This window comes from Phreatobacter sp., from assembly GCF_051860605.1.
Classification (GTDB): domain Bacteria; phylum Pseudomonadota; class Alphaproteobacteria; order Rhizobiales; family Phreatobacteraceae; genus Phreatobacter.
On record NZ_JBHYDR010000002.1, the window covers coordinates 59,568 to 85,324 of the forward strand.

A 25,757-nucleotide genomic window follows, 5' to 3' on the forward strand; every position below is an offset into this window, starting at 1 on the left:
GGCCTGTCATCCCACCGGCGGCAGCCTGGCAAGGGCCGCCTCGAGCGGCGGGTCGAAGGGCGTTGCAGTCCTGAGGCCGCTGTCGCGCGTCATCCGGACATCGTTGGTGACGAACCAGTCGATGCGATTCAGCTGGGCCGTTGCCAGATGAATGGCGTCGGGCAGCTTGAGCCTTGGGTGGCGCGCGCGAAGCGCAGCCGCCTCGCCCAGCGTCGCGGCATCGACCGGCCGGACCAGGATCCCCGGATAGCTGCCACCCAGAAGATCGCGGTAGGAGGCAAGGGTCTCCCCCTCGTTGAACCGCAGCGGGACCACCATCACCTCACCCAGAGTAAGAAGGCTGGTGACCAGGGTGCAGCGCTCGTCCATGGCGGCGGTCATCAGCTCTGCGGACAGGCCGATATGTCCTGCCCGACCCTCGACGGCCATGATGAACACATTGGCGTCGCAGTAGAACCGCGTGGCCATCAGCGGCGCGACCACCGGGGCGGCGGGGCGCCTTCCGCATCGCGGACCCAGCGCACCACGTCGACGGCCTCCTCGGCCGTGTTGTAGGGCCTGAAGCCCGGCTGGGCTGCCACGCGGCCGCGCATCTCCTCGAGGGTCGGCCGCCGGCCGGGGGCCTCGGTCTCGATCCGCAGCGTGACATGGGTCGCCGGGCCGATGTCGCGCCGCAAATCCTCGGGAAGCCGGCTGACCGGATAGTGCGGCTTGACGATCTCGTTCATGACCGGAACCTACCATCCTTTCACGAGAAGGTCTTTCGCGGGTCGAAGGCATCGCGCACCCCCTCTCCAATGAAGATCAGCAGCGAGAGCATGATGGCGATGGTGCAGAAGGCGGTGAGCCCCAGCCACGGCGCCTGCAGGTTCGACTTGCCCTGCTGGAGCATTTCCCCGAGCGAGGGCGAGCCGACCGGCAGGCCGAATCCGAGGAAGTCGAGGGCGGTCAGCGTCATCACGCTGCCCGACAGGATGAAGGGCAGGAAGGTGATGGTGGCCACCATGGCATTGGGCAGCAGGTGGCGGATCATGATGGTGCGCGAACTGACGCCGAGCGCCCGTGCCGCGTTGACATACTCGAAGTTGCGCGCGCGCAGGAATTCCGCGCGCACCACGCCGACCAGCGACACCCAGGAGAACAGCAGCAGGATGCCGAGCAGCACGAAGAAGCTGGGGGCCAGCACCGACGAGATGATGAGCAGCAGATAGAGCGAGGGGATGGCCGTCCAGATCTCGATGAAGCGCTGGAACAGGAGATCGGTCCAGCCGCCGAAATAGCCCTGCACGGCGCCGGCCGTCACCCCGATCACCGAGGAGATCAGCGTCAGGGTCAGCCCGAACAGCACGGAGATGCGGAAGCCGTAGATGACGCGCGCCACGACATCGCGGCCCTGGTCGTCGGTGCCGAGCCAGTTCCAGTTGCCGAGCGAGCAATAGCTCGATCCCGGCGGCCGCTGGCTGCGCGGCTGGGCCTCGGCCGCCGCGCAATCGGGAAGCTGGGCGCGCAGCCGCCAGGTCGGCGGGCTCGGAAACGGCGTCAGCGGATCCTTCACCGTGGAGGAGAAGTTGTGCCGGATCAGCGGCCAGATCATGAACGCCTTCTTCGCCTCGAAATGGTCGAGCAGGAAGGCATCCTTGTAGTCGGCCGGCGTCTCGAACTCGCCGCCAAGCGCCTGTTCCGAATAGTCGAACAGGATCGGATAGAAGGTCTGGCCCTCGATCCGCAGCATGATCGGCCGGTCATTGGCGATGACCTCGGCGAACAGCGTCACCACGAACAGCACCATGAACAGCCGCAGGCTCCAGAAGCCACGGCGGTTGGCGCGGAAATTGGCCAGCCGACGCTGGTTGATCGGCGTCAGCCAGGGGCGTTTCGCCGGTGCAGGCGCCTGCAGGGCTGTGGTTCCGGGTTCGGTGCGCGCATCCATGGCTCAGACCTCCCGCGCCTCGAAGTCGATGCGCGGATCGACCCAGGTGTAGAGGAGGTCGGAGATCAGGTTCACCACCAGTCCCACCAGCGAGAAGATGAACAAGGTGGCGAAGACCACCGGATAGTCGCGGTTCAGCACGCTCTCGAAGCCGAGCAGCCCGAGCCCGTCGAGCGAGAAGATGGTCTCGATCAGCAGCGAGCCCGTGAAGAAGGCGCTGACGAAGGCGCCGGGAAAGCCCGCGATGATGATCAGCATGGCATTGCGGAAGACATGGCCATAGAGCACCTGGCCGTCGTCCAGGCCCTTGGCGCGCGCGGTCATCACATATTGCTTGCGGATCTCGTCGAGGAACGAGTTCTTGGTCAGCAGCGTCATGGTGGCGAATGCGCCCAGAGCCATGGCGGTGAGCGGCAGGGTCAGGTGCCAGACATAGTCGACCGCCTTCTGCCACAGGGACATCTGCGCCCAGTTGTCCGACCACAGGCCGCGCAGCGGGAACCAGTCGAGGAAGGAGCCGCCGGCGAACAGCACGATGAGCAGGATGGCGAACAGGAAGCCGGGAATGGCATAGCCGACGATGATCACCGCCGAGGTCCACACGTCGAAGCGCGAGCCGTCCGAGATCGCCTTGCGGATGCCGAGCGGGATCGAGATGAGATAGGTGATGACGGTCAGCCACAGACCGAGCGAGATCGACACCGGCAGCTTCTCGATGATCAGCTGGATGACCGAGACGTCGCGGAAATAGCTCTTGCCGAAGTCGAACCGCGCATAGTTCCACAGCATGAGCAGGAAGCGCTCGTGGGCCGGCTTGTCGAAGCCGAACTGCTTTTCGAGCTGGGCGATGAACTGCGGGTCGAGCCCCTGCGCCCCGCGATAGCGCGAGGAGGCCGCCTCCGCCGCCCCCGCCGCCGCGGCGCTCGCCGAATCCGCGCCGCCCCCGGAGATGCGCTGGGTGGCCGAGACGTCGTTGCCGGTGAGCTGGGCGATCACCCGCTCGACCGGTCCGCCGGGGGCGAACTGGATCACCAGGAAGGAGACCAGCATGATGCCGATGAGGGTCGGCACCATCAGGAGGACACGGCGAACGATGTAGGTCAGCATGGTGCCAGACTCGGGCCGCAGGACGAGGGCGTCAATAGGCGCATGCCGCGGCGGAATGACGGCGGGCCGGAATCCGCCGCCTGTCTCAGGTATGCTGCTGTTCGCAGAAGCGGATGCGGTTGCCGAAGGGGTCGTGAACGGTCACTTCCAGCCCCCAGTCCTGCCGTTCCAGCCCCGGCCGGTTGTTCTTGTAATTCTTCGCGATCAGTTCGGCATGGAAGGCCTCGATGCCGACGACCCGGCAGAAGCAGTTGGCGCCGGGACTGGCATCCCCATGGTGTTCGGACAGGTGGATCAGGAGGTCGCCGCGCGAGATCTGCATGTAAAGCGGCGCGCCGGGATGGAACCGGTGCTCCCAGTCGACGGCAAATCCGAGGAAATCGAGATAGAACTCGCGCGCCTTGGCCTCGTCGAAGGAGCGGATGATCGGGATCGCCGGCTTGAAGTGAAGACCGGCCGACCTGTCCACCTCCGCCTCCCCTGCGGCGATCCGTGCCGCATGGGTGTTCCAGTCGGCAAAGCCGAACATGTGGGCGACCAGTTCGAGGGCCTGGGAATGGCTGATGTCGAGGGACTGGGCGGCCAGCTCCTCGCGCAGGGTCCTGGCCATGGTCTTGGCATTGTGAAACGAACGCATGGGCGCCGATCCTTCATCGGTTCAGGCGACATTCCGATCAGGGCCCGCATTGCTGACGCTTCGCCTGTCCACGGAGGGGATCGGTGATGAGCGTTCCGCTATCGATACGTTCACCGGACCCCTTGTGGGGGCGCGGGCGGCAGGCCGTATCAGCCTTGATCCGATGTCTAGCAAGCGGCCGCTGCCGCGGGCAACAGCCTCTGCCTGCATCACCCGCATGCGTCCTTCGAGGCTCGCTTCGCTCGCACCTCAGGATGAGGAGGTGTGTGAATGGCATCACCCGAGCAGGGTGCGTAACCGAGCGGCTGCCATCAATGCAGGTCACCCTTCCTCCTCATCCTGAGGTGCAAACCTGAAAGGCGAGCCTCGAAGGACGCAGGGCCTGCCATGCAGGACCCCCGCTCACCCCACCTGGATCGTGCCGATCGCCATGGTCACCGCCGCCTGCGTCGGGTCGATCACCGGGATGCCGAGGGCCTCCTCCAGCGGCTTCCTGTGCCGCGCCATGCCGGCGCAGCCCATGACGATGGCGCCGGCGCCGTCCAGTTCCTTCAGCTCGCGCCCGATCGCGATCATGCGGTCCAGCGTCCTGTCGCCCGAGGCGGTCTCGGCCACCGACATTTCCAGCGCCCGCTCGCCGGCAAGCCGGTCCATCAGCCCCATCTGCCGGAGATAGCGGATATGGCGCGGGATCGAGCGCGACTTGATGGCGATGACCCCGAACCGGTCGGCACGGGCGAGCGCGGACAGCACCCCGGATTCGGCGATGCCGAAGACCGGGCGGCTGGTGCCCTCGCGCGCCACATGCAGGCCGGGGTCCGAATAGCAGGCGATCACGAAGGCGTCCGCGTCATTGGCCGCCTCCACCCGGCGGCGCAGCGGCAGGGTGACGCTTTCGACATGCTCCTGCGTCTCGATGCCGAAGGGGCCGTCGGACAGCGTCTCGCAGACGATCTCCGGACCTTCCGCGAAAGCGAGCGGTCGCACCGCCTGCCGCAGGCCTTCGGTCACGGCCTCGTTGGAATTGGGGTTGATGACGAGGATACGGGGTCTGCGCGCCATGGTGTTCCGCCGGGTGCCAAGGGAGTTCTATTGTCCGCGCCGACCCTGATCCCGTCCAGCCGGAGACCGACATGCCAGCCACGCCCTTCGACCTCGTCATCCGCGGTGGAACCGTCGGGACCGCCACGGCCGCCTATGCCGCCGATGTCGCGATCACGGGCGGCAAGGTCGCCGCCGTGGGGCAGGGGCTTGGCACCGGGACCCGCGAGATCGATGCGACGGGCAAGCTGGTCCTGCCCGGCGGCATCGACAGCCACACCCATATCGAGCAGGTCTCGGCCGGCGGCCTGCTGAATGCCGACACCTTCGAGAGCGCCACCACCTCGGCGGCCTTTGGCGGCAACACCACGGTGATCTCCTTTGCCGCCCAGCATCGCGGCAAGGATCTGCGCAAGGTGGTTGACGACTACAGCGCGCTGGCCGCGCGCGGCGCGCTCATCGACTATGCCTTCCACCTGATCGTCGCCAATCCGGACGAAAAGACCGTCAGGCAGGACCTGCCCGAACTGATCGGGGAGGGCCATGCCTCGGTCAAGATTTTCATGACCTACGACCTGATCAAGGTCGATGACGAGCCGCTGCTCGATGTCATGCTGGCCGCCCGCCAGAACCGGGCGCTGATCTGCGTCCATGCCGAGAACCACGGCATGATCTCCTGGATGGGCAAGCGCCTGGTCGAGAAGGGCTATGTCGCGCCGAAATACCACGCCATCAGCCATCCGCGCGGCTCGGAGGCAGAGGCCTTCCAGCGGCTGATCGCGCTCGCCGCGCTGATCGACCAGCCGATCATGATCTTCCACGTCTCCACCGCCGAGGGCGCGCAGGTCGTTCGCGATGCGCGCGCGCAGGGGCTGAAGGTCTTTGCCGAGACCTGCCCGCAATATCTGTTCATGACCAGGCACGACCTCGACCGGCCGGGCATCGAGGGTGCCAAATGGGTGTTCTCGCCGCCGCCGCGCGAGAAGGAGGATCAGGACGCGCTCTGGCGGGCGCTGGCGCTCGGCGACCTGCAGACCGTCACCTCCGATCACGCGCCCTACCGCTTCGACGAGACCGGCAAGCTGTCGGCCGGGCCGAACCCCACCTTCAAGCAGGTTGCCAGCGGCCTGCCCGGGCTGGAGGCGCGCCTGCCGCTGCTGTTCGACGCGATGGTCTCGCAGGGCCGGCCGGAATTTTCCGGTCGCGGGCTGGAAGCCTTCGTCGACCTCACCGCCACCCGCCCGGCCTCGCTGTACAACCTGCCCGGCAAGGGCCAGATCGCGCCGGGCTTCGATGCCGACATCGCCATCTGGGACCCGGCACGCAAGGTGACGATCACCGACGCGCTGATGCACGATCTCACCGGCTACACCCCCTATGCCGGCCGCACCGTCACCGGCTGGCCGGACACCGTGCTCGTGCGCGGCGAGGAGGTGGTGGCGGGCGGCGCGCTCAAGGGGAAGCCGGGCTCCGGCCGCTGGCTGAAGCGCACCGGCGGCTGGGCGGCCGAGCCGACCGGCCGCCTCACCGCCGACATGGACCCGGAGCGCAATTTCGGCGCCACGCTGCTGTGAGAATGGCCATCAGGGGCTTCGGCCGGCCCGGCTCGCTGTCAGCGTGCCCTGTTTGAACGCACGTCATCCCCGGCCGAGCGAAGCGAGGGGAAGGGGATCCAGGGCCTGCAGCGCGCCAGGCGAAAAGCTGGTCCCCCTTCCCTCGCCCTCCAAGCATCGAGCGAAGGCGAGACGCGTTCGCATCTCGCTTTGGGTCTCGCCGGGGGTGACGGGTCTTGCATGAGCCGGGCATGACAGGCCGTCTCCTCAGTCGTCCGCCGCGATCTTGCCCGTCGGGCGTTCCAGCGTCGCGAAATGGCCGCGCGCCTGCAGCCACCAGAGCAGGATCAGGCTGGGAATGGCTGTCAGGCAGGACAGGACGAAGAACCAGAACCAGCCGGTCTGGCCGGCCACCCAGCCGGCCGGCGCCGAGATATAGGTCCGCCCGACCGCCGACAGCGCCGAGAGCAGCGCATATTGCGTGGCCGTGTGCAGCGGCGACTGGCAGAGCGAGGACAGGTAGGCGACGAAGATCACCGTGCCGATGGCGCCGGTGAAGTTCTCGGCGACGATGACGAAGGCGAGCATGCCATAGCTCGGCGCGCTCACCGCCTGCAGCGCGAAGACCAGGTTCGAGCCCATCTGCAGGAAGGCCGCGAGCCACAGGCTGGTCCTGAGGTCGAGGCCGCGTGCGACGAAGCCGCCGGCAATGCCGCCGGTCAGGGTTGCGGCCAGCCCCAGTCCCTTGACGATGGCGGCATATTCCTCGCGCGAATAGCCCATGCCGCGGATGACGAAGGGCCCGGTCATGGCGCCGACAAAGGCGTCGCACAGCTTGAACAGGATGACGAAGGCGAGGATGGCCATGGCCATGTCGCGGGTCAGGAACTCGGAAAAGGCGCCGATGGCCGCCTTCCAGACGCGCGCCAGCGGGTTTTCCTGCGCATGGGCCGCCGCGACCTCGGCCGAGCGGGCGGGTTCGCGGGCAAACAGCGCCGTCACCATGCCGACGCCGACGAACCCGGCCATCACCACATAGCTGAGCGTCCAGGATGTCGCCTTGTCGAAGCCCTGCACCTTCTCGAAGAACGAGACGATGAACAGCGCGCCGGCGGTCGAGACGAGCATGCCGATACGGTAGGCGGCGACATAGGAGCCCATGCCGGCGGCCTGTTCGGAGGTGTCGAGCTTCTCCACGCGATAGGCGTCGATGACGATGTCCTGCGTCGCCGAGGCGGTCGCGACCAGCACGGCGCCGACCGCGATCATCACCGGCGAGACGTCGGGGTTCTGGATGCCGAGGAAGACGATCGCCGCCATCAGCAGCAGCTGCGAGAAGATCAGCCAGCCGCGCCGGCGCCCCAGCAGGCGGCACAGGATCGGGATATCGAGCGCATCGACCACCGGCGCCCACAGGAACTTGATCGTGTAGGGCGTGCCGACCAGCGCGAACAGGCCGATCGTGGTCAGGTTGACCGAGCTCTCGGCCATCCAGACCAGCAGCGTCGAGCCGGACAGCGCCAGCGGCAGGCCGGCGGAAAAGCCGAGGAACAGGACGATGAGCACGTCGCGGCGCAGATAGACGGCCGCCGCCTCGCGCCAGCCCGGCCGTGCGGCCGCTGCGGCAGGGGCCGACGGCACCGCCGTCGTGGTCTGGCCGGCCATGGGTGCCCTCCGGAAATCGCGCCGCCGATCAGGTGACTCCGATACGGTTAATGAAGGCTGAAGGCCTGTCCATGGCGACACCGCGGCCGGGCCGGAGACGAGCCTGATGCATAATGAGGCAGTCGCCCGTGCCTAAACAATAGGCATGTGCTGTGCGGTGCAGCGTGCCGAATGATGGAACCGCACCTTCCCTTTGGGCAGGGGGATTGCCGATTCCGGAAGAGAGTCAAGCAATTGCCCGGCGGCAACGGCACTGGCACGGCGGTTGCGAAGTCACCCGTGCTGTCTGAGGGCAGGCACCCCCGCTCACGGCGGCGGTCTCCAGAAACGGGAACACTCCATGTTGAACCTCAAGTCGAAAGTGCTCGGCCTGGCCGCCGGTGCCGCCCTCGCGGCGGCCGGCGTCTTTGCCCAGCCCGTACAGGCGCAGGAAACCATCAAGGTCGGCATCCTGCATTCGCTGTCGGGCACGATGGCGATCTCCGAATCCACCCTGAAGGACGTCATGCTCATGCTCATCGAGGAGCAGAACAAGCGTGGCGGCCTGCTGGGTCGCAAGCTTGAGGCGGTGGTGGTGGACCCCGCCTCCAACTGGCCGCTCTTCGCCGAGAAGGCGCGCGAACTGATCACCCAGCACCGCGTGGCGGTGACCTTCGGCTGCTGGACCTCGGTGTCCCGCAAGTCGGTCCTGCCGGTCTTCGAGGAGCTGAACTCGATCCTGTTCTATCCCGTGCAGTACGAGGGCGAGGAATCCTCGCCGAACATCTTCTACACCGGCGCCGCACCGAACCAGCAGGCGATCCCCGCCGTCGACTACCTGCTCGCCGAGGGCGTGAAGCGCTTCGTTCTGGAAGGCACCGACTACGTCTATCCGCGCACCACCAACCGCATCCTCGAGGCCTACCTGCTCTCCAAGGGCATCAAGCCGGAGGACATCTCGATCAACTACACGCCCTTCGGCCATGCCGACTGGCAGACCCGCGTCGCGGCCATCAAGCGCTTCGGCTCGGCCGGCGTGAAGACGGCGGTGATCTCCACGGTCAACGGCGACGCCAACGTCCCCTTCTACAAGGAACTGGGCAACCAGGGCGTCAAGGCGACCGACATCCCGGTCATCGCCTTCTCCGTGGGTGAGGAGGAGCTTGCCGGCTTCGACACCAAGCCGCTGGTCGGCCATCTCGCCGCCTGGAACTATTTCCAGTCGGTCGACAATCCGGCCAACCGCGATTTCATCGCCCGCTGGCGCGCCTTCAAGAAGAACGAGCGCGCGGTGACCAACGACCCGATGGAGGCCCATGTCATTGGCTTCGCCATGTGGGTAAAGGCGGTCGAGGCGGCCGGCACCACCGATCCGACCAAGGTGCGCGAGGCCATGATCGGCATCGCCGTGCCGAACCTCTCCGGCGGCATCTCCACCATGATGCCGAACCACCACATCACCAAGCCCGTGCTGATCGGCGAGATCCAGGAGGACGGCCAGTTCTCCACCGTCTGGCAGACGCCCGGCACGGTGGTGGCCCAGGAATGGTCGCCGCATCTGGAAGGCTCGCGCGACCTGATCGCCGACCATCGCCCGCCGATGCGCTGCGGCAACTTCAACGTCCGCACGGGACGCTGCGGCGGCGCGCAACGCTAGCCGCCGGCGCCTGACACGACCGGGGCGCGCCCGCGCGGCGCGCCCTTATCCTCCCCCGAGTGCCTGACGAGAGGGCAGAGCTTGAAACAAGGGTCTGAACTCCCTGGCGGCGTTACCTGTCATGCCCCACCCGCACCCTCCCCTCGCTTGCGCAGGGAGGGTGCGGGCCCGGCCATTGCCCTGTTTGCCCGACTGGCGCTCGCGCTGTTCCTGCTCGCCCTGCCGTTCGCACAGAGCCCCACCGCCGCCCAGGACAATCCCGCGCTGGTCCAGCGCTTCGCCACCGAGACCTTCAACGACATCGCCCAGGCGGTGGCCACGCTCGCCGCCTCCGGCTCGCCGCGCGCCCTGCCCGTGATCGAGGCGCTGCGCACCAGCCGCCTCGTCTATCGCCAGGCCGATCGCGCCGTGTTCATCCGCGAGGCCGAAGGGGCCTTCGTCGACGCCGCGACCGGGCAGCCCGTGGCGGAGGTCGGCGCCACCCGCCCCGTGCGCCTTAACAACAACGTCCGCCGTGCCATCGCCGCGGCCATCGGCGCGCTCAGCCTGATGAACCCCGATCCCGCCCGCCGGGCCAGCGCGGCGGATGCCGTGTTCAAGTCGCGCGATACCGAGGCGCTGGCAGCCCTCACCACCGCCATCGGCCAGGAAACCGACCAGCGCGTGCGCCGCCTGATGGAGGAGGCCCGCGCGGCCATCGTCATCATCGACGCGTCGCAGCCGGAAGCCGACCGGATCGCCGCCGTCGCCATCATCCAGCGCCGCGGCGACCAGGACGCGCTCGGCCTGCTCGGTGCCCTGCCCGCCAACACCGCGCCGGCCCTGAAGGAGGCGGCCGAGACCGCCCAGGTCGCCATCCGCCGCACGCTCGCCTTCTACGAGGCCGGCCAGAACGTCTGGTTCGGCATCTCGCTCGGCTCGGTCCTCTTGCTCGCCGCCATCGGCCTTGCCATCACCTTCGGCGTCATGGGCGTCATCAACATGGCCCATGGCGAGATGGTGATGATCGGCGCCTACACCACCTTCGTGGTCCAGCAGGTCATCCGCACCCATGCGCCCGGCCTGTTCGACGCCTCGCTGTTCATCGCGCTGCCGCTGGCCTTCCTCGTCGCCGGGGCCATCGGCGTGCTGATCGAGCGCGGCGTCATCCGCCATCTCTACGGGCGGCCGCTGGAGACGCTGCTGGCCACCTGGGGCATCAGCCTCATCCTGCAGCAGGCGGTGCGCTCCTGGTTCGGCGCCACCAACCGCGAGGTTGGCACCCCCTCCTGGATGTCGGGTTCGATCGAACTCGGTCCCTTCGTGGTGACCGCCAACCGGCTCGCCATCATCGTCTTCGCCGGGCTGGTCTTCGCCACGCTGCTGGTGGTGCTCAAGCGCACCTCCTTCGGCCTGCAGACCCGCGCGGTCACTCAGAACCGGCGCATGGCGGGCGCCATGGGCATCCGCACCAACTGGGTCGACGCCTTCACCTTCGGCCTCGGCTCGGGGATCGCGGGCCTTGCCGGCGTGGCGCTCAGCCAGATCGACAATGTCTCGCCCAATCTCGGCCAGGGCTACATCATCGACTCGTTCCTGGTCGTGGTCTTCGGCGGGGTCGGCAACCTGTGGGGCACGCTGGTCGGCGCGCTCATGCTGGGCATCGCCAACAAGTTCCTCGAGCCCTATGCGGGGGCGGTGCTCGGCAAGATCCTGCTGCTCGTCTTCATCATCTTGTTTATCCAGAAGCGTCCGCGGGGCCTGTTCGCCCTCAAGGGCCGGGCGGTGGAATGATGCTGACCCGCTTCCTGTTCGAACGCATCGACCGCTCCGGCTGGGTCTTTCTCGTCCTGCTCGGGCTCGCCGCCATCCTGGTGCCGGTGCTCAACCTCGCCCTGCCGCCCGACTCGCCCTTCCACGTTTCCAACACGACGGTCGGGCTCTGGGGCAAGTACATGACCTATGCCCTGCTCGCCATCGCGGTGGATCTGGTCTGGGGCTATTGCGGCATCCTCTCGCTCGGCCACGGCGCCTTCTTCGCCCTCGGCGGCTATGCCATGGGCATGTATCTGATGCGCCAGATCGGCCCGCGCGGCGTCTATGCCCATCCCGAACTGCCCGACTTCATGGTGTTCCTCAGCTGGAAGGACCTGCCGCTGACCTGGTGGGGCTTTTCCTCCTTCCCCTATGCCATGCTGATGGTCTGCCTGGTGCCGGGCATCCTGGCCTTCGTGTTCGGCTGGTTCGCCTTCCGCTCGCGCGTCACCGGCGTCTATCTGTCGATCATCACCCAGGCGCTGACCTATGCGCTGATGCTCGCCTTCTTCCGCAATGACATGGGCTTCGGCGGCAACAATGGCCTGACCGATTTCAAGGACATCCTCGGCTTCAACATCCAGAGCCAGACCACCCGCGCCGTGCTGTTCTCGCTGTCGGTGCTGGCGCTGATGACCGGCTATCTGGTCGCCCGCGCCATCGTCACCTCCAAGGCCGGCAAGATCCTCGTCGCCGTGCGCGATGCCGAGGCACGCACGCGGTTCCTCGGCTACCGGGTGGAGAACTACAAGCTGTTCGTCTGGACCGTCTCGGCGGTCATGGCCGGCATTGCCGGGGCGCTCTACGTGCCGCAGGTCGGCATCATCAATCCGAGCGAGTTCTCCCCCGCCAATTCCATCGAGACCATCATCTGGGTGGCGGTTGGCGGGCGCGGCACGCTGGTGGGCGCAGCTCTCGGCGCCGGCATCGTCAATCTTGCCAAGAGCTGGTTCACGGTAGCCTTCCCGCAGGGATGGCTGTTCGCGCTCGGCGCCCTGTTCGTGCTCGTCACCCTGTTCCTGCCGAAGGGCGTGCTCGGCACCTTCACCGAATGGTGGGCGTCCCGCCGCCGCGCGCCGAAGCCGCCGGCGGGTGCGGCCGCCCAGCCTGCCGAATGAGCGCCCCGAATGAGGCTTCCATGCTGATCGAACCCGTCGAGGCCCAGCTTGCCGCCAGCCAGGGTCCCGCCCAGCCGGTGCAGGCTCTGGAGCGCCCGCGCGCGATCACCCAGTCGCTGCTCTACCTGAACGGCGTCTCGGTGAGCTTCGACGGCTTCCGCGCCATCAACAACCTGTCGCTGGTCATCGAGCCGGGCGAGATGCGCGCCATCATCGGCCCGAACGGTGCCGGCAAGACCACCATGATGGACATCATCACCGGCAAGACGAAGCCCGACACGGGCGATGTCATCTTCGACGGGCAGGTGGACCTCACCCTGCTCGACGAGACCGCCATCGCCAATCTCGGCATCGGCCGCAAGTTCCAGAAGCCCACCGTGTTCGAGAGCCACACGGTGGAGGACAATGTGATGATGGCGGTGAAGGCCGACCGCACCGTGTTCGGCACGCTGTTCCAGCGCCAGTCGGCGCAGGTCGCCACGCGCGTCGACGAGGTTCTCGCCATCGTCCGGCTCGGCGACGAACGCGCGCGCCTCGCCGCCGAACTCTCCCACGGGCAGAAGCAGTGGCTGGAGATCGGCATGCTGCTGGCGCAGGACCCCAAGCTGCTGCTGGTCGACGAGCCGGCCGCCGGCATGACCGACGTGGAAACCGCCGCCACCGCCGACCTCTTGAAGGACATCGCGAAGACCCATTCGGTCATCGTGGTGGAGCACGACATGGGCTTCATCCGCGACCTCGGGGTGAAGGTGACCTGCCTGCACGAGGGCTCGGTTCTGGCCGAGGGGTCGCTGGATCAGGTGAGTTCCGACGAGCGGGTGATCGAGGTCTATCTTGGGCGCTAGGAGCGAGTGGCGAATGGCGAATGGGAACCCGGCTGGCGATCGCGAAGCCCTTCGATTCTCGCAACCACTCCCCGTTCGCCTCATGCCATTCGCCCCTCGCCATTCGCCCTCTCAGGGAGCCCTCCATGCTTGAGGTGAAATCCGTCGACCTGCACTACGGCGCGGCGCAGGCCCTGCGCGAGGTCTCGCTCAACGCGGTGCCCGGCGAGGTGACCTGCGTGCTCGGCCGCAACGGCGTCGGCAAGTCCTCGCTGATGCGCGCCATCATCGGCCACCAGCCCATTTCGGGCGGCGAGATCCTGTGGGAGGGCCGCGACATCACCGGCATGCCGCCCTTCGAGCGGGCGCGCCGCGGCATCGCCTATGTGCCGCAGGGCCGCGAGATCTTCCCGCTTCTGACCGTGAAGGAGAACCTGGAGACCGGATTTGCGCCGCTGAAGCGCGCCGACCGCTCCATTCCCGACGACATCTTCTCGCTGTTCCCGGTGCTGAAGGACATGCTCGGCCGGCGCGGCGGCGACCTCTCGGGGGGCCAGCAGCAGCAGCTCGCCATCGGCCGGGCGCTGGTCACCCGGCCGCGTCTCATCGTGCTCGATGAGCCGACCGAAGGCATCCAGCCCTCGATCATCAAGGATATCGGCCGGGCCATCACCTATCTGCGCAGCAAGGGCGACATCGCCATCGTGCTGGTCGAGCAATATCTCGACTTCGCCGAGGAACTGGGCGACAGCTTCTCCGTGCTTGAGCGCGGCCGCGTGGTGGTCTCCGGCCGCAAGGGCGAGGTGACCCGCGAGCAACTCCACAGCTCCATGGCGATCTGAGGGCCTGGCAGCGCCGCCTGCGTCAGACCGGCTCATCCGGATTGCGAGGTTCAGATCGCGATCCGTCTCCACTATGGTGGCGCCGTGAATGACAGGAAGGCCGACATCCATGACTGAGGGCGCCTTTTCGCGCGGGGTCGTGGCCGCTCCGCATCGGGCCGCCGCCGAGGCCGGCCGCCAGATGCTGGCCGAGGGCGGCAATGCCATTGAGGCCATGATCGCTGCCGCCGCCACCATCGCGGCGGTCTATCCGCACATGACTCATGTCGGCGGCGACGGCTTCTGGCTGATCCACGAGCCGGGCGGGCGCGTCCACGGCATCGAGGCCTGCGGCTTTGCCGGCGAACGGGCGACGCTGAAAGCCTATCTCGACAAGGGCCATTACGAGATCCCGACGCGCGGGGCGCTGGCCGCCCTCACCGTGCCCGGCGCCATCGGCGGCTGGCGGCTGGCCAATGCCATGGCCAAGGCTGCGGGCGGCAAGCTGCCGCGCACGGCCATGCTGGAGCCGGCGATCCGCGCGGCCCGCGAGGGCTATGTCGTCACCCGCTCGCAGGCGCGCCTGACCGTCGACAAGCTGTTCGAGCTGAAGGATTGCCCGGGCTTTGCCGAGACCTTCCTCGTCGACGGCAAGCCGCCCGCCGAGGGCGCCGTGCTGCGCCAGTCGAAGCTGGCCGAATCGCTGGAGCATCTCGCCCGCTCCGGCTTCCAGGACTGCTATCGCGGCGACATTGCCCGCGAGCTTGCCGCCGATCTCGAGGAGTTCGGCTCGCCCGTCACCCGCGCCGACCTGCAGGCCTATTACGCGGTGGAGCGCACGCCGCTGGTGCTCGACCATTCGCTCGGCCGCGTCTTCAACATGCCGCCGCCGACCCAGGGTCTCGCCTCGCTGATGATCCTCGGCATCGTCGACAGGCTGGAGGCACTGCACGGATCGGTGCGGCCGGATACGCCCGCCTTCGTCCACCGCATCGTCGAGGCGACCAAGCGCGCCTTCATGGTGCGCGACCGCGTCGTCACCGATTTCGACCGGCTGAAGGCCGACCCTGCCTCCTTCCTGACCGAACAGGCGCTGACCCGCGAGGCCATGGCCATCGACGGGGGGAGGGCGCTCGACTGGCCGCAGCCGGCCGCCCGCGGCGACACGATCTGGATGGGCGCCGCCGACAGCGAAGGCCGCGTGGTCTCCTATATCCAGTCGATCTACTGGGAATTCGGCTCCGGCATGGTCTCGCCGCGCACGGGCTTCCTGATGCAGAACCGCGGCGCCAGCTTCGTGCTCGATCCCAAGGCGGTGAACCCGCTGCAGCCCGGACGGCGGCCGTTCCACACGCTCAACCCGGCGCTTGCCGTCGCAGCCGACCGGCGCGTCATGGCCTATGGCACGATGGGCGGCGATGGCCAGCCGCAGACGCAGGCGCAATTCTTCGAGCGCCACCTGCGCTATCGTCAGGGGCTGGAACAGGCGCTGGACGCGCCGCGCTGGCTGCTCGGCCGCACCTGGGGTTCCGCCCTCACGGGCCTGCGCTTCGAGAACCGCTTCGACGAGCGGCTGATCGCCGATCTCCAGCGCATGGGCCACCAGGCCGAACGGATCGAGGACGGCTGGTCGGACACGATGGGCCATGCCGGCGCCGCCGTCTGGCATCCGGACGGCTCGCTGTCGGGGGCGCATGACCCGCGCGCCGATGGCGGCGCGGCGGGTCTCTAGTCAGCGCAAAACATCCCCGCGCGCCGATGGCGGCGCGGCGGGTCTCTAGTCCGCGCAGAACGTCCCGCGCGCCGATGGCGGCGCGGCGGGTGCTCCTGTGTCAGGCGTCAGGCGACCGACAGGCGGACGTCCAGATTGCCGCGCGTGGCATTGGAATAGGGGCAGACGATATGGGCCTGCTCGACCAGCTTCTGCGCAACCTCGCGGTCGACGCCCGGCGCGGTCACCTCCAGCGCCACGTCGAGGCCGAAGCCCTGGCCGTCATCGCGCGGGCCGATGCCGACCGTGGCGGTCACCTTCGTCTCGGGCGCCAGGGCGACCTTGGCCTTGCCGGCGACGAACTTGAGCGCGCCGAGGAAGCAGGCCGAATAGCCGGCGGCGAACATCTGCTCGGGGTTGGTGCCGGCACCGCCCGCTCCACCGAGTTCCTTCGGCGTGTCGAGGGTGACCGACAGGCGGCCGTCATCGCTGGCCGCAGCGCCCGTGCGTCCACCCGTTGCCGAGCCCTTGGCGGTGTAGAGGATCTTCATCGTGCTCTCCTGCTGTCGGGCCGGCGTCGTCGGCCGCTGTGATGACGCAATTGAATTGCACGCAATCAATAGGCGGCAGGGCGCGGACTGTCAATTCCATTTTGCACAATTTAATTTTGCGCCTATCTTCAGACCAACCTTTCCCGGGAGATTCCCATGAGCGACGCCCGTCCCGGCCGCGACACCCTGCGCCTGTCCGACCTCCTCTGCTTCTCCGTCTATTCGGCCGCCCATGCCTTCGGCCGCGCCTACAAGCCGCATCTTGACCGGCTCGGCCTCACCTATCCGCAATATCTGGCCATGCTCGTGCTGTGGGAGAGCGACGATCTCAGCGTGAAGGCCATCGGCGAGCGGCTCGGCCTCGATTCCGGCACGCTGACCCCGCTGCTCAAGCGGCTGGAGGCCGCCGGCCTCGTCACGCGCCGGCGCGATCCGGCTGACGAGCGCTCGGTGCGCATCGCGCTGACAGAGCGGGGCCGCGCCCTGCATGAGGAGGCGAAGGTCGTGCCGATCGCCATGGCCTGCGCCATCGGCCGGCCGGAACGGGAGATCGAACGCCTGCGCAAGGAGATGGTGGCGCTGACCGCCATGCTCGACGCCTATGCGGAAGGGGCCGGCAAGGCGGCCTGAGCCGGCAGTCGTTCTGCCACGGCACGTCAGGCCTCGAATGACCCCACCCTCACCCTCCCCGCGGGGCCGCGGGGGGGGCGTCCCCCGGCAAACCCCCCCGTCCCCGCCCGGGCCGGGCCCCACCCCCACCACTGGGGGGGGGCGCCCACGTCCAACCCTCCCGGTCACCGCCGGGCCTGGCACGACGCAAACGAGTGGGGTGGGAGGCCAAAGTCCCCCTCTCCGCGAAGCGGGGAGGGTAAGGGTGGGGCCCTTGCAACCAGCGCCTATGCCCGGCTGCCGAACCCCGCCCGCGCCAGCGCCTCGGGAAGCGGGCCGCCAGCCCCTTGACCGCCGGTCGAGCCAGGCATCGGGGTCGATGTCATGACGCGCGGTGCAAGTCCCCCTCTCCGCGAAGCGGGGAGGGTAAGGGTGGGGACCTTGCAACCCCGCGCCTACGCCCGGCTCGCGAACCCCGCCCGCTCCAGCGCCTCCGGAAGCGGGCCGCCATGCACCCAGTCGATCAGTTCCACCGTGTGGACGATGGGCACGGGCCTGTCCTTCCCGGCATAGCCCTCGGCGATCTGCGTGATGCAGCCAATATTGCCGGCGGCGATCAGGTCGGGCTTCGCGCGGTCGAGATTGCCGATCTTGCGGTCGCGCAGACGCGTGGCGATCTCCGGCTGCATGATGTTGTAGACGCCGGCCGAGCCGCAGCACAGATGCCCCTCGGCCGGCTCCTTCACCGTGAAGCCCGCGGCCTTCAGGAGCTTCACCGGAAGGTCCTTGATTCCCTGCCCGTGCTGCATGGAACAGGCCGAGTGGTAGGCCACCGTCAGCCCGCGCGCCTCGGGGGCCGGCGGCAGGTCGAGGGTCGCGAGATATTCCGTCACGTCCTTCGCGATCGCCGAGACCCGCGCGGCCTTGTCCGCATAGGCCGGGTCGTCGCGGAACATGAAGCCGTAATCCTTGATGGTGGTGCCACAGCCGGACGCCGTGATCACCACCGCGTCGAGACCCTCGCCGTCCATCTCGGCGATCCAGGCGTCGATGGCACGCTTCGCCTGGGCGTGGCTCTGGCTCTCCTTGCCCATGTGATGGACGAGCGCGCCGCAGCAGCCCTCGCCCTTGGCGAACACCACCTCCACCCCGAGGCGGGTCAGCAGCCGCACGGCGGCCTCGTTGATCGAGGGCGCGAGCACCGACTGGGCGCAGCCCTTGAGGATCGCCACCCGGCCGCGCCTTGACCCTTGCGCCGGATGCACGCCGCCACGGTCGAGATGCGAGCGGGACGGCAACCGGAGGGGCGCCAGTTCAATCATGGCATGCGCGCGCCGGAAGAGGCCGGTTCTGGCCGAGACGGGGGCCGTGCCATGGCGGGCAACCGCCACCGCCGCGCGGCCCTTCCAGCGCAGCAGCGAGGCGAGGCGCAGCGCTTTCCTCGCCAGAAACCCGCCGGCCAGCGCCAGCCGGAACCGGTTGGGATAGGGCAGGATGGCGGCGAGCACGCCGCGCATCAGCCGGTCGGGCAGCGGCCGGCGATAAGTCTGTTCGATATGCGCGCGGGCATGGTCGACCAGATGCATGTAGTGGACGCCTGAAGGGCAGGTGGTCATGCAGGACAGGCACGACAGGCAGCGGTCGACATGCTTGACCACTTCGGGCGTCGCCGGCTTGCCGGTCTCGAACATGTCCTTGATCAGGTAGATGCGCCCGCGTGGGCTATCCAGCTCGTCGCCGAGCAGCTGGTAGGTCGGGCAGGTGGCCGTGCAGAAGCCGCAATGCACGCAGGTGCGCAGGATCTTTTCCGATGCCGCCATGGCCGGATCGGCAAGCTGCGCGGGGGTGAAATTGGTCTGCATGGCGTCCTAGATGCCCCCATACATGCGGCCGGGGTTGAGAATTCCCCCCGGATCGAAGCTGGCCTTGAGCTTGCCCTGCATCGCCATGACCGGGGCCGGCAGCGGCGCGAAGACATCGACGGCAAGGCGCACCGCGTCCGGCGCGCGCACCAGCGTCGCATGGCCGCCGGCAGCCTTCGCCGCCTCGTGGACGAGCCCCGCGCCGGCATCGCCGGCCGCCGCGACGCCCGCCGAGATGAGCCCGCCGCCCCAGTCGAGCAGCAGGCGCGGCGCGAGCGGCGCCAGCGTCGCGGCAAGGTCCGGCGCGGCGGAGGGCGGCACCGAGATGCGCCAGACGGCTTCGTCGCTGCCGGCAAACATCGCTGCATCGCGGATGTCGGCCCACAGCACCCGAGAGGCCGCGCCGTCCATCGCCTCAGCCATCCCGAAGGGGGCGAGCAGGCCGGCGAGCCGCTCCGTCCGATAGGCGAGCGAGGCGGCAAAGCCCTCGATGCGGATCAGCGTGCGCGCCGGCTCGCCGTCACCCGCCGGCACATGCGCCGTACCGGTCGGCTCGAAGGGCGAGCCGAGCGCCGCCGACAGGGCCTCGACGGCGCGCGGGATCGACAGGCCGGCCACCACCAGCGTGCGCTCGCCCTCGGCCACCGGGAGCACCTTGAAGCAGACCTCGTGGAACACGGCGAGCGTGCCATGCGAGCCGGCTAATGTCTTGACGAGATCGAGGCCGGTGACGTTCTTCATCACCCGACCGCCGGAGGTCACGTCCTCGGCCAGCCCGTTGACGAATTTCAGCCCGATCATCGAATCGCGCGCGGCGCCGAGATTGATGCGCGCCGGCCCGGACACATTGGCGGCGGCGACACCGCCGACCGTCGGCTCGCCGGTGGTGCCATAGAGCCGGCGATGGTCCATCGGCTCGAAGGGCAGGCGCTGGCCCCTGGCCGCCAGCGTGTCCGTCACTTCGACAAGCGGCGTTCCGGCCTTTGCGGCGATCACCAGTTCGGCCGGCTCGTAGAGCGTGATGCCGGAAAGCCGCGCGGTCGAGACGGTGGCGGCGGCCTGAACCGGCCGGCCGAGGCCCGCGCGCGTGCCGCCGCCGGTGATTGCGAGCGGCGTGCCGGCGCGGCGGGCTTCGGCGATGACATTGGCCAGTTCGGCGGGAGTGGAGGGAGTGTGGAGGGTCATGCCGCCGCCGATCGATGGAAGATGGCCCCACCCGCACCCTCCCCTCGCTGGCGCGAGGAGAGGGGGACTTCTACGGGCCGCCCAACCGATGGACGTGGGGCCAGGCGCCACGGGCGCAAGAGGGACGCGACGTCGAAGTCTCCCTCTCCTTCGACCAGCGGGAGAAGGGGAGGGTGCGGGTGGGGCCTTCCTTGCGCCCCCGCGTCATCCGGACGGATCGCCATCACGCGGCCTCCCGCCCCGCATCGCGCGGCGCGTCCAGCGGGAACACCTTTGCCGGGTTGAGGATCCATTTCGGATCGAGCGCGGTCTTGATGCGCGTCTGCTGGATGAGGTCGACATCCGTGAACTGCTCGCGCATCAGGTCGCGCTTCTCGATGCCCACGCCGTGCTCGCCGGTCAGGCAGCCGCCGACAGCCACGCAGAGCCTGAGGATGTCCTCGCCGGCATGCTCGGCCTTCACCTGTTCGGCCGGGTCGTTGACGTTGAACATGACGAGCGGATGCAGATTGCCGTCGCCGGCATGGAACACGTTGGCGACCCGCAGCCCATAGCCCTTGACGATCCGGTCGATGCCCTCCAGCACCTCCGGCAGGCGGCCGGTGGGGATCGTGCCGTCCATGCAGATATAGTCGGCGACGCGCCCCGTCGCGCCGAAGGCGGATTTCCGGCCCTTCCAGATGGCCGCCGTCTCCATAGCCGATTTCGATTCCTTGACCACCGCCACGCCGTGCCGCCGGGCGATCTCGACGATGCGCGCCAGCGTCGCGGCCATCTCCTCCTCGGAGCCCTCCACCTCGATGATCAGCATGGCTTCCACGTCCAGCGGATAGCCGGCTTTGGCAAAGGCCTCGCAGATGTGGATGGCCTCCCGGTCCATATATTCGATGGCGACCGGGATGATGCCGGCGCCGATGATGTCGGCGACCGTGCGGCCGGCCGCGGCGATCTCCGAGAAGCCGAACAGCACGGGCCGCGCCCCCTCCGCCGCGCGAAGGATGCGCACGGTGACTTCCGTCACAACGCCGAGTTGGCCTTCCGATCCGACCATCAGCCCGATCAGGTCATAGCCGGCGGCATCCAGCGCCCCGCCGCCGATCTCGACGATGTCGCCCTCCACGGTCACCAGCTTCAGGCCGAGGATGTTGTTGGCGGTAACGCCGTATTTCAGGCAATGCGCGCCGCCGGAATTCATCGCCACATTGCCGGCAATGGTGCAGGCGAGTTGGCTGGACGGATCGGGCGCATAGAAGAAGCCCTCATGGGCCACCGCGCCGGAAATGGCGAGGTTGGTGATGCCGGCCTCGACCCGCATGGTCCGGTCGGCAAAGTTCACGTCCAGCACGCGGTTCATCCGGGAGACGCCGAGCACCACGGCATCTTCCTGCGGGATCGAGCCGCCGCACAGCGAGGTGCCGGCGCCACGTGCCACCACCGGCACGCCCTCGGAATTGCAGAATGCGAGAATGGCGGCGACCTGTTCCGTGGTCTGGGGCAGCACCACCACCATGGGCAGGCGGCGATAGGAGGTCAGCGCATCGGTCTCGAAGGCGCGCCGCTCGTTCTCCTCGGTGATCACGCCCTCGCCGGGCACGATGGCCTTCAGGGCGGCGACGACCGCCTCGCGCTTCGCCAGCACGTCCGGCCGCGGCGTCGGAAAGGCGATGGCCATGTCGGTCTCCCCTGATGAGGCCCAAACGGTCCAGCTGCTTCAAGGGCCCCACCCGTACCCTCCCCGCTGCGCGGAGAGGGGGGCTTCGACGGCCCGTCGGTTCTCCGGGCATTGTGCCAGGCCCGACGGGATCGGTCCTCGCGCGACGCGATAGTCCCCCTCTCCGCGCAGCGGGGAGGGTACGGGTGGGGCCCTTCGCAGCCGAAGGCGCCCACACGTCAGACTATAGCGCCGAACGGCTCTGGCGGAATGGCCCGCAAGGCGTCAGGATTGTTTCCACACGGGAAAAGATGGAACCCGATCCGTGACGCCCCTTGCCGATCTCGACATCTTCGCGCGCGTCGTCACCGCCGGCTCCATGTCGGCGGCCGGTCGCGAGATGGGCCTGTCGCCGGCGGTCATCTCCAAGCGCATCAAGCGGCTGGAGGAGCGGCTCGGCACGCGCCTCCTGCAGCGCACCACCCGCCAGCTGGCGCTCACCGAGGCGGGACAGGGCTATTACGAACGCGTGGTCGCCATCCTCGCCTCCATCGACGAGGCCGAGGCCTTCGTCACCCGCCGCTCCAACCTTGCGCGCGGCACGCTGCGCGTCTCGGCGCCCACCTCGTTCGGCCGGCTGCACATCGCCCCCCATCTCAACGCCTTCCTCGACCGCAATCCCGACCTCGTGGTCCACCTGGAACTGTCCGATTCCTTCGTCGACATCGTCGGCGAGGGCTACGACCTGGCGGTGCGCATCGGCGAGCTCGACGATTCCTCCTTCGTCGCCCGCCGCCTTGCGCCGAACCACCGGCTGCTGGTGGCAACCCCCGGCTATCTCGATGCCCGCGGCCGGCCCGACACGCTGGCCGATCTCGGCGCCCATGTCCTGCTCGCGCACAATGCCGACACCTGGCGGCTGGAGGGTCCCGGCGGGCTGCAGACGGTGCGGCTGCACGGGCCGCTGCGCACCAATTCCTCGGAGGTCGTGCGCGAGGCGGTGCTGGCCGGCATCGGCATCGCGCTGCGCTCCACATGGGATGTCGGGCCGGAGCTGAAGGATGGCCGGCTCGAGGTGGTGCTGCCGCACTGGCGGGCCTCGCGCCGCGTCGCCGTCCATGCCGTCTATCCCACCCGCCGGTTCCTGCCGCAGAAGGTGCGCCTGTTCGTCGACTGGCTGGCCCTCCTCTACGGTCCGGTGCCCTATTGGGACGAGGGGCTCGACCTCGGCGCGCGGGAAGGCTAGAGGCTTGGTGTCAGGCCCTGAGCGGCGTTCTGCATGCTTGTCGTGCGTCCTTCGAGGCTCGCTTCGCTCGCACCTCAGGATGAGGAGCCGGGCGCCTTGCATGGCGGGAGCCGGGCCGATGCAGCCCATCGGGCCCGGATGCAGGGTACAACCCACCTCATCCTGAGGTGCGAGCGAAGCGAGCCTCGAAGGACGCATATCCGGAGTGCAGGACGTCACTCTCAGCCGAATGTCATCCGAACCGGAATCCGTGCATGACCGCGCGCGCGCTCACCGCCACTGACCTTGCCCTCGCCGGACTGCTCGACGGGGCCGGCTTCGCGCGCACCGAGCCGCCGCTGCTGATCGCCGCCGACCTCGTTCGCGACCTTGTCGGCGAGGCGCTGGCGCGCCGGCTCTATCTCACCACCGATGCCGACGGCACCGAGCTGTGCCTGCGCCCCGACTACACGATCCCTGTGGTCAAGGCGCATCTGGAAGGCCCGCGCGCCGGCGAGGCGGCGGCCTGCTCCTATCTCGGCCCGGTGTTCCGCCACCGGCCGGGCCTTGCCGGCGAGTTCAACCAGGCCGGCATCGAACTGCTCGGCCGCGCCGACCGCGAGGCCGCGGAGACCGAGGTGGTCGCGCTCGCCCTGAAGGCCGCACGGCTCTACACCTCCGGCCCGCTGGTGCTGGCCATGGGCGATGTCGGCCTGTTCATGGCGCTGGTCGCGGCGCTCGACCTGCCGGCCGCGTGGCGCCGCCGCCTTGCCAAGGATTTCCGCCGCTCCGGCATGCTGGAGGACGATCTGAAGCGCCTTGCCGAACCGGCCCATGGCGGGCCGACCTATCGCGGCCTGCTCACCGCGCTGGAGGGTTCCGACCCGAAGGCCGCGCGCGCGCTCGTCGCCGATCTCCTGTCGATCGCCGGCATCACCACGGTCGGCGGGCGTTCGGCCGCCGACATTGCCGAGCGCTTCCTCGAACAGTCGGCGCTCGGCACCGGCGCGCTCGACCCGGACCAGGTGGCGGTGGTCGAGAAGGTGCTGGCCATCGACACCGATCCGGTATCGGCCGAAAGCGAGCTGCGGGCCATTGCCGGCGAGGCGGGGATCGACATGGGCGCGGCGCTCGACCGGCTCGCCCGGCGCAATGCGCTGATGGCCGGGTCCGGCATCGACCTCGGCGCATCGCGCTTCTCGACCCGCTTCGGCCGCGACGTCGACTATTACACGGGCCTCGTCTTCGAGATCCATGACGCCACAGGCAGCGTCGGCAAGCCGCTGGTCGGCGGCGGCCGTTACGACCGGCTGACCGAGATGATGACCGCCAAGCTCGGCCTCGACCTGAAGGTGCCGGCTGTCGGCTGCGCCTTCTGGGTCGAGCGGCTGGCCGAGGCGGGAGGCCGCGCATGACCCTCGTCTTCGCCATTCCCTCCAAGGGCCGCATCCTGGATTCCGCGCAGGGTTTCCTCGAGCGCTCCGGCCTGAAGCCCGTGCAGGGCCGCGGCGCGCGCGACTATCGCGGCACCATTCCCGGCCTCGACCATGTCGAAGTGGCCTTCCTGTCGGCCTCCGACATTGCCAGCGAGCTCGCCGCAGGCTCCGTCCATCTCGGCCTCACCGGCCTTGACCTGATGCACGAGGCGACGCCCGAGCCGGAGGACCGGCTCGCCTCCCTCACCCCGCTCGGCTTCTCGCGCGCCGACGTGGTGGTGGCCGTGCCGCAGGCCTGGATCGACGTCTCCACCATGGCCGATCTCGACGACGTGGCGAGCCAGTTCCGCGCCCGCCAGCGCACGCGCATGCGGGTGGCGACCAAATATCTGAACCTCACCCGCACCTTCTTCGACCGCCACGGCATTGCCGACTACCGCATCGTCGAATCGGCGGGCGCCACCGAGGGCGCCCCGGCCGCCGGCGCCGCCGAACTGATCGTCGACATCACCACGACGGGGGCGACGCTCGCCGCCAATGCGCTGAAAGTGCTCGACGACGGCGTCATCATGAAATCGGAGGCCCATCTCGTCGCCTCGCGCACGGCGAACTGGACGGAGCGCGCCCGCGCCAGTGCCCGCGACATGCTCGACCGGATCGCCGCGCAGGCGCGCGCCCGCGAGGTGCGCGAGGTGCGCACCCGCTTCGCCGCGGCCGATGCCGCGTTGCTGGACGAGGCGAGGGCCCGCTTCGCCGTGGAGGCGCCCTTCGGCGGGCCGACCTCCTCGGGCATGCTCACCCTGCACTGCCCGCCGAAACAGGTCTTCGCGCTCGCCCGCTTCCTGCGCGACAGGGGCGCGGAAAATGTCGCCGTCAGCGAGCTGGATTATGTCTTCGCCCGCACCAACCCGCTGTTCGAGCGGCTGGAGGCGGCGCTGGCCTGAGCCTCACACCGCGTCGGTGGAGGTCACCACGAAGGTCTGCATGACGCCGTCCTCGTCGCGGATCGAGACATAGTCGCCGATCCGGAAGGCGTGTTCGCCGAAGCGGAAGCCGGCCTCGTCGTCGTCCGTGGCCCCGGGGTCGTAGTCGAAGGTCCAGGTGGCGCCGCGCGCGCCGCCGGCCTTGCGCACCAGCAGGCCGTGCATGTCGGCCTCGCCGGCCCAGAAGCGGCGCACCTTGCAGACGCCGCGATGGGCCTTCCACGCCTCCTGGTCGATGAGGCCCTCGCTGTCCAGCGGCGCCACGAACTCGTAGCCATGGCGGCTGGAGCCCTCCGGATGCTCCTTCGAGCGGGCAAGGTTCAGGCGGATGCGGTGGAAGCCACGGGGGAGCGTCGTCATCTCTGGCAAGTCCTCTGCGAGGGGGAGCCTCCGGCAAGGGTCCATGATGCCTAGGGAC

23 protein-coding genes are annotated in these 25,757 nt (G+C 68.7%); 11 read left to right on the forward strand and 12 right to left on the reverse strand.

Going from position 1 to position 25,757, the window contains the following annotated elements; all coding sequences use genetic code 11:
• Positions 1-6 precede the first annotated feature (6 nt).
• From ACTIFS_RS02990 to ACTIFS_RS03015, 6 genes are all read right to left on the reverse strand, one after another.
• A complete protein-coding gene (locus ACTIFS_RS02990; protein ID WP_439572560.1) occupies positions 7-468 on the reverse strand; it encodes a type II toxin-antitoxin system VapC family toxin in 462 nt (153 codons plus the stop codon).
• The gene (locus tag ACTIFS_RS02995; protein ID WP_439572561.1) at positions 468-728 is read right to left on the reverse strand and encodes a hypothetical protein; all 261 of its coding nucleotides are present in this window, start codon (positions 726-728) and stop codon (positions 468-470) included. Before ACTIFS_RS02995 ends, ACTIFS_RS02990 begins: the two co-directional genes overlap by 1 nt.
• Positions 729-748: 20 nt before the next feature.
• Complete coding sequence (locus ACTIFS_RS03000; protein ID WP_439572562.1) at positions 749-1,930, reverse strand: ABC transporter permease; 1,182 nt, start codon at positions 1,928-1,930, stop codon at positions 749-751.
• Positions 1,931-1,933: 3 nt separating this feature from the next.
• Positions 1,934-3,037, reverse strand: a complete 1,104-nt coding sequence (locus tag ACTIFS_RS03005) for a microcin C ABC transporter permease YejB (RefSeq protein ID WP_439572563.1) — start codon at positions 3,035-3,037, stop codon at positions 1,934-1,936.
• A gap of 85 nt (positions 3,038-3,122) precedes the next feature.
• A complete protein-coding gene (locus tag ACTIFS_RS03010) occupies positions 3,123-3,674 on the reverse strand; it encodes a glyoxalase superfamily protein (RefSeq protein ID WP_439572564.1) in 552 nt (183 codons plus the stop codon).
• Positions 3,675-4,076: 402 nt separating this feature from the next.
• Positions 4,077-4,736, reverse strand: a complete 660-nt coding sequence (locus ACTIFS_RS03015) for an aspartate/glutamate racemase family protein (RefSeq protein WP_439572565.1) — start codon at positions 4,734-4,736, stop codon at positions 4,077-4,079.
• A 71-nt stretch (positions 4,737-4,807) separates the two neighbouring features.
• Between ACTIFS_RS03015 and hydA the strand changes: the two genes are divergently transcribed.
• Positions 4,808-6,289 carry a dihydropyrimidinase gene (gene hydA / locus ACTIFS_RS03020; RefSeq protein WP_439572566.1) on the forward strand — a complete coding sequence of 494 codons (1,482 nt, stop codon included), beginning with the start codon at positions 4,808-4,810 and terminating at the stop codon, positions 6,287-6,289.
• A 246-nt stretch (positions 6,290-6,535) separates the two neighbouring features.
• On the opposite strand, the gene ACTIFS_RS03025 is transcribed toward hydA, so the two are convergent.
• On the reverse strand, positions 6,536-7,933 hold the full coding sequence (locus ACTIFS_RS03025; protein ID WP_439572567.1) for an AmpG family muropeptide MFS transporter: 1,398 nt from the start codon (positions 7,931-7,933) through the stop codon (positions 6,536-6,538).
• A gap of 343 nt (positions 7,934-8,276) precedes the next feature.
• Here ACTIFS_RS03025 and urtA point away from each other — a divergent pair, with 343 nt between their 5' ends.
• The 6 genes from urtA to ACTIFS_RS03055 all read left to right on the forward strand — a co-directional run bounded on the left by urtA (position 8,277) and on the right by ACTIFS_RS03055 (position 15,858).
• Complete coding sequence (gene urtA, locus ACTIFS_RS03030; protein ID WP_439573029.1) at positions 8,277-9,569, forward strand: urea ABC transporter substrate-binding protein; 1,293 nt, start codon at positions 8,277-8,279, stop codon at positions 9,567-9,569.
• 147 nt (positions 9,570-9,716) lie between these two features.
• A complete protein-coding gene (gene urtB / locus ACTIFS_RS03035; protein WP_439572568.1) occupies positions 9,717-11,342 on the forward strand; it encodes an urea ABC transporter permease subunit UrtB in 1,626 nt (541 codons plus the stop codon).
• On the forward strand, positions 11,342-12,481 hold the full coding sequence (gene urtC, locus ACTIFS_RS03040) for an urea ABC transporter permease subunit UrtC (RefSeq protein ID WP_439573030.1): 1,140 nt from the start codon (positions 11,342-11,344) through the stop codon (positions 12,479-12,481). Before urtB ends, urtC begins: the two co-directional genes overlap by 1 nt.
• 20 nt (positions 12,482-12,501) lie before the next feature.
• Positions 12,502-13,326: an urea ABC transporter ATP-binding protein UrtD gene (urtD, locus tag ACTIFS_RS03045; RefSeq protein ID WP_439572569.1), complete on the forward strand. Its 825-nt coding sequence runs from the start codon at positions 12,502-12,504 to the stop codon at positions 13,324-13,326.
• 125 nt (positions 13,327-13,451) lie between these two features.
• Complete coding sequence (gene urtE / locus ACTIFS_RS03050; RefSeq protein ID WP_439572570.1) at positions 13,452-14,147, forward strand: urea ABC transporter ATP-binding subunit UrtE; 696 nt, start codon at positions 13,452-13,454, stop codon at positions 14,145-14,147.
• A gap of 109 nt (positions 14,148-14,256) precedes the next feature.
• Positions 14,257-15,858 carry a gamma-glutamyltransferase family protein gene (locus tag ACTIFS_RS03055; RefSeq protein WP_439572571.1) on the forward strand — a complete coding sequence of 534 codons (1,602 nt, stop codon included), beginning with the start codon at positions 14,257-14,259 and terminating at the stop codon, positions 15,856-15,858.
• 107 nt (positions 15,859-15,965) lie between these two features.
• On the opposite strand, the gene ACTIFS_RS03060 is transcribed toward ACTIFS_RS03055, so the two are convergent.
• On the reverse strand, positions 15,966-16,388 hold the full coding sequence (locus ACTIFS_RS03060; protein WP_439572572.1) for an organic hydroperoxide resistance protein: 423 nt from the start codon (positions 16,386-16,388) through the stop codon (positions 15,966-15,968).
• 156 nt (positions 16,389-16,544) lie between these two features.
• Here ACTIFS_RS03060 and ACTIFS_RS03065 point away from each other — a divergent pair, with 156 nt between their 5' ends.
• Positions 16,545-17,018 carry a MarR family winged helix-turn-helix transcriptional regulator gene (locus ACTIFS_RS03065; RefSeq protein WP_439572573.1) on the forward strand — a complete coding sequence of 158 codons (474 nt, stop codon included), beginning with the start codon at positions 16,545-16,547 and terminating at the stop codon, positions 17,016-17,018.
• A 434-nt stretch (positions 17,019-17,452) separates the two neighbouring features.
• Here ACTIFS_RS03065 and ACTIFS_RS03070 read toward each other — a convergent pair whose 3' ends face one another.
• The 3 genes from ACTIFS_RS03070 to ACTIFS_RS03080 form a co-directional block, all read right to left on the reverse strand.
• Positions 17,453-18,859: a heterodisulfide reductase-related iron-sulfur binding cluster gene (locus ACTIFS_RS03070; RefSeq protein WP_439572574.1), complete on the reverse strand. Its 1,407-nt coding sequence runs from the start codon at positions 18,857-18,859 to the stop codon at positions 17,453-17,455.
• A 6-nt stretch (positions 18,860-18,865) separates the two neighbouring features.
• Entirely contained in the window at positions 18,866-20,044 is a 1,179-nt protein-coding gene (locus ACTIFS_RS03075; protein ID WP_439572575.1) for an FAD-binding protein, read from the reverse strand.
• A gap of 223 nt (positions 20,045-20,267) precedes the next feature.
• A complete protein-coding gene (locus tag ACTIFS_RS03080) occupies positions 20,268-21,716 on the reverse strand; it encodes an FAD-linked oxidase C-terminal domain-containing protein (RefSeq protein ID WP_439572576.1) in 1,449 nt (482 codons plus the stop codon).
• Between the two features lie 304 nt (positions 21,717-22,020).
• Here ACTIFS_RS03080 and ACTIFS_RS03085 point away from each other — a divergent pair, with 304 nt between their 5' ends.
• The 3 genes from ACTIFS_RS03085 (at position 22,021) to hisG (ending at position 25,300) form a co-directional block, all read left to right on the forward strand.
• On the forward strand, positions 22,021-22,941 hold the full coding sequence (locus tag ACTIFS_RS03085; RefSeq protein ID WP_439572577.1) for a LysR family transcriptional regulator: 921 nt from the start codon (positions 22,021-22,023) through the stop codon (positions 22,939-22,941).
• 254 nt (positions 22,942-23,195) lie between these two features.
• Positions 23,196-24,335: an ATP phosphoribosyltransferase regulatory subunit gene (locus tag ACTIFS_RS03090; protein ID WP_439572578.1), complete on the forward strand. Its 1,140-nt coding sequence runs from the start codon at positions 23,196-23,198 to the stop codon at positions 24,333-24,335.
• Positions 24,332-25,300 carry an ATP phosphoribosyltransferase gene (hisG, locus tag ACTIFS_RS03095; protein ID WP_439572579.1) on the forward strand — a complete coding sequence of 323 codons (969 nt, stop codon included), beginning with the start codon at positions 24,332-24,334 and terminating at the stop codon, positions 25,298-25,300. Before ACTIFS_RS03090 ends, hisG begins: the two co-directional genes overlap by 4 nt.
• A 3-nt stretch (positions 25,301-25,303) precedes the next feature.
• On the opposite strand, the gene ACTIFS_RS03100 is transcribed toward hisG, so the two are convergent.
• Positions 25,304-25,699 carry a hypothetical protein gene (locus tag ACTIFS_RS03100; RefSeq protein ID WP_439572580.1) on the reverse strand — a complete coding sequence of 132 codons (396 nt, stop codon included), beginning with the start codon at positions 25,697-25,699 and terminating at the stop codon, positions 25,304-25,306.
• Positions 25,700-25,757: the final 58 nt, after the last annotated feature.

Excerpts from the sequence above, each read along its gene's own strand:
- ACTIFS_RS03010 (WP_439572564.1), bottom strand. The coding sequence starts at position 3,674 with ATGCGTTCGTTTCACAATGCCAAGACCATGGCCAGGACCCTGCGCGAG.
- ACTIFS_RS03005 (WP_439572563.1), bottom strand. The coding sequence starts at position 3,037 with ATGCTGACCTACATCGTTCGCCGTGTCCTCCTGATGGTGCCGACCCTC.
- ACTIFS_RS02995 (WP_439572561.1), bottom strand. The coding sequence starts at position 728 with ATGAACGAGATCGTCAAGCCGCACTATCCGGTCAGCCGGCTTCCCGAG.
- ACTIFS_RS03060 (WP_439572572.1), bottom strand. The coding sequence starts at position 16,388 with ATGAAGATCCTCTACACCGCCAAGGGCTCGGCAACGGGTGGACGCACG.
- ACTIFS_RS03100 (WP_439572580.1), bottom strand. The coding sequence starts at position 25,699 with ATGACGACGCTCCCCCGTGGCTTCCACCGCATCCGCCTGAACCTTGCC.
- ACTIFS_RS03055 (WP_439572571.1), top strand. The coding sequence starts at position 14,257 with ATGACTGAGGGCGCCTTTTCGCGCGGGGTCGTGGCCGCTCCGCATCGG.
- urtE (WP_439572570.1), top strand. The coding sequence starts at position 13,452 with ATGCTTGAGGTGAAATCCGTCGACCTGCACTACGGCGCGGCGCAGGCC.
- hydA (WP_439572566.1), top strand. The coding sequence starts at position 4,808 with ATGCCAGCCACGCCCTTCGACCTCGTCATCCGCGGTGGAACCGTCGGG.
- urtD (WP_439572569.1), top strand. The coding sequence starts at position 12,502 with ATGCTGATCGAACCCGTCGAGGCCCAGCTTGCCGCCAGCCAGGGTCCC.
- ACTIFS_RS03080 (WP_439572576.1), bottom strand. The coding sequence starts at position 21,716 with ATGGCCATCGCCTTTCCGACGCCGCGGCCGGACGTGCTGGCGAAGCGC.
- hisG (WP_439572579.1), top strand. The coding sequence starts at position 24,332 with ATGACCCTCGTCTTCGCCATTCCCTCCAAGGGCCGCATCCTGGATTCC.
- ACTIFS_RS03025 (WP_439572567.1), bottom strand. The coding sequence starts at position 7,933 with ATGGCCGGCCAGACCACGACGGCGGTGCCGTCGGCCCCTGCCGCAGCG.
- ACTIFS_RS02990 (WP_439572560.1), bottom strand. The coding sequence starts at position 468 with ATGGCCACGCGGTTCTACTGCGACGCCAATGTGTTCATCATGGCCGTC.
- ACTIFS_RS03075 (WP_439572575.1), bottom strand. The coding sequence starts at position 20,044 with ATGACCCTCCACACTCCCTCCACTCCCGCCGAACTGGCCAATGTCATC.
- ACTIFS_RS03000 (WP_439572562.1), bottom strand. The coding sequence starts at position 1,930 with ATGGATGCGCGCACCGAACCCGGAACCACAGCCCTGCAGGCGCCTGCA.
- urtC (WP_439573030.1), top strand. The coding sequence starts at position 11,342 with ATGCTGACCCGCTTCCTGTTCGAACGCATCGACCGCTCCGGCTGGGTC.
- ACTIFS_RS03070 (WP_439572574.1), bottom strand. The coding sequence starts at position 18,859 with ATGCAGACCAATTTCACCCCCGCGCAGCTTGCCGATCCGGCCATGGCG.
- ACTIFS_RS03015 (WP_439572565.1), bottom strand. The coding sequence starts at position 4,736 with ATGGCGCGCAGACCCCGTATCCTCGTCATCAACCCCAATTCCAACGAG.
- ACTIFS_RS03090 (WP_439572578.1), top strand. The coding sequence starts at position 23,196 with ATGACCGCGCGCGCGCTCACCGCCACTGACCTTGCCCTCGCCGGACTG.
- ACTIFS_RS03065 (WP_439572573.1), top strand. The coding sequence starts at position 16,545 with ATGAGCGACGCCCGTCCCGGCCGCGACACCCTGCGCCTGTCCGACCTC.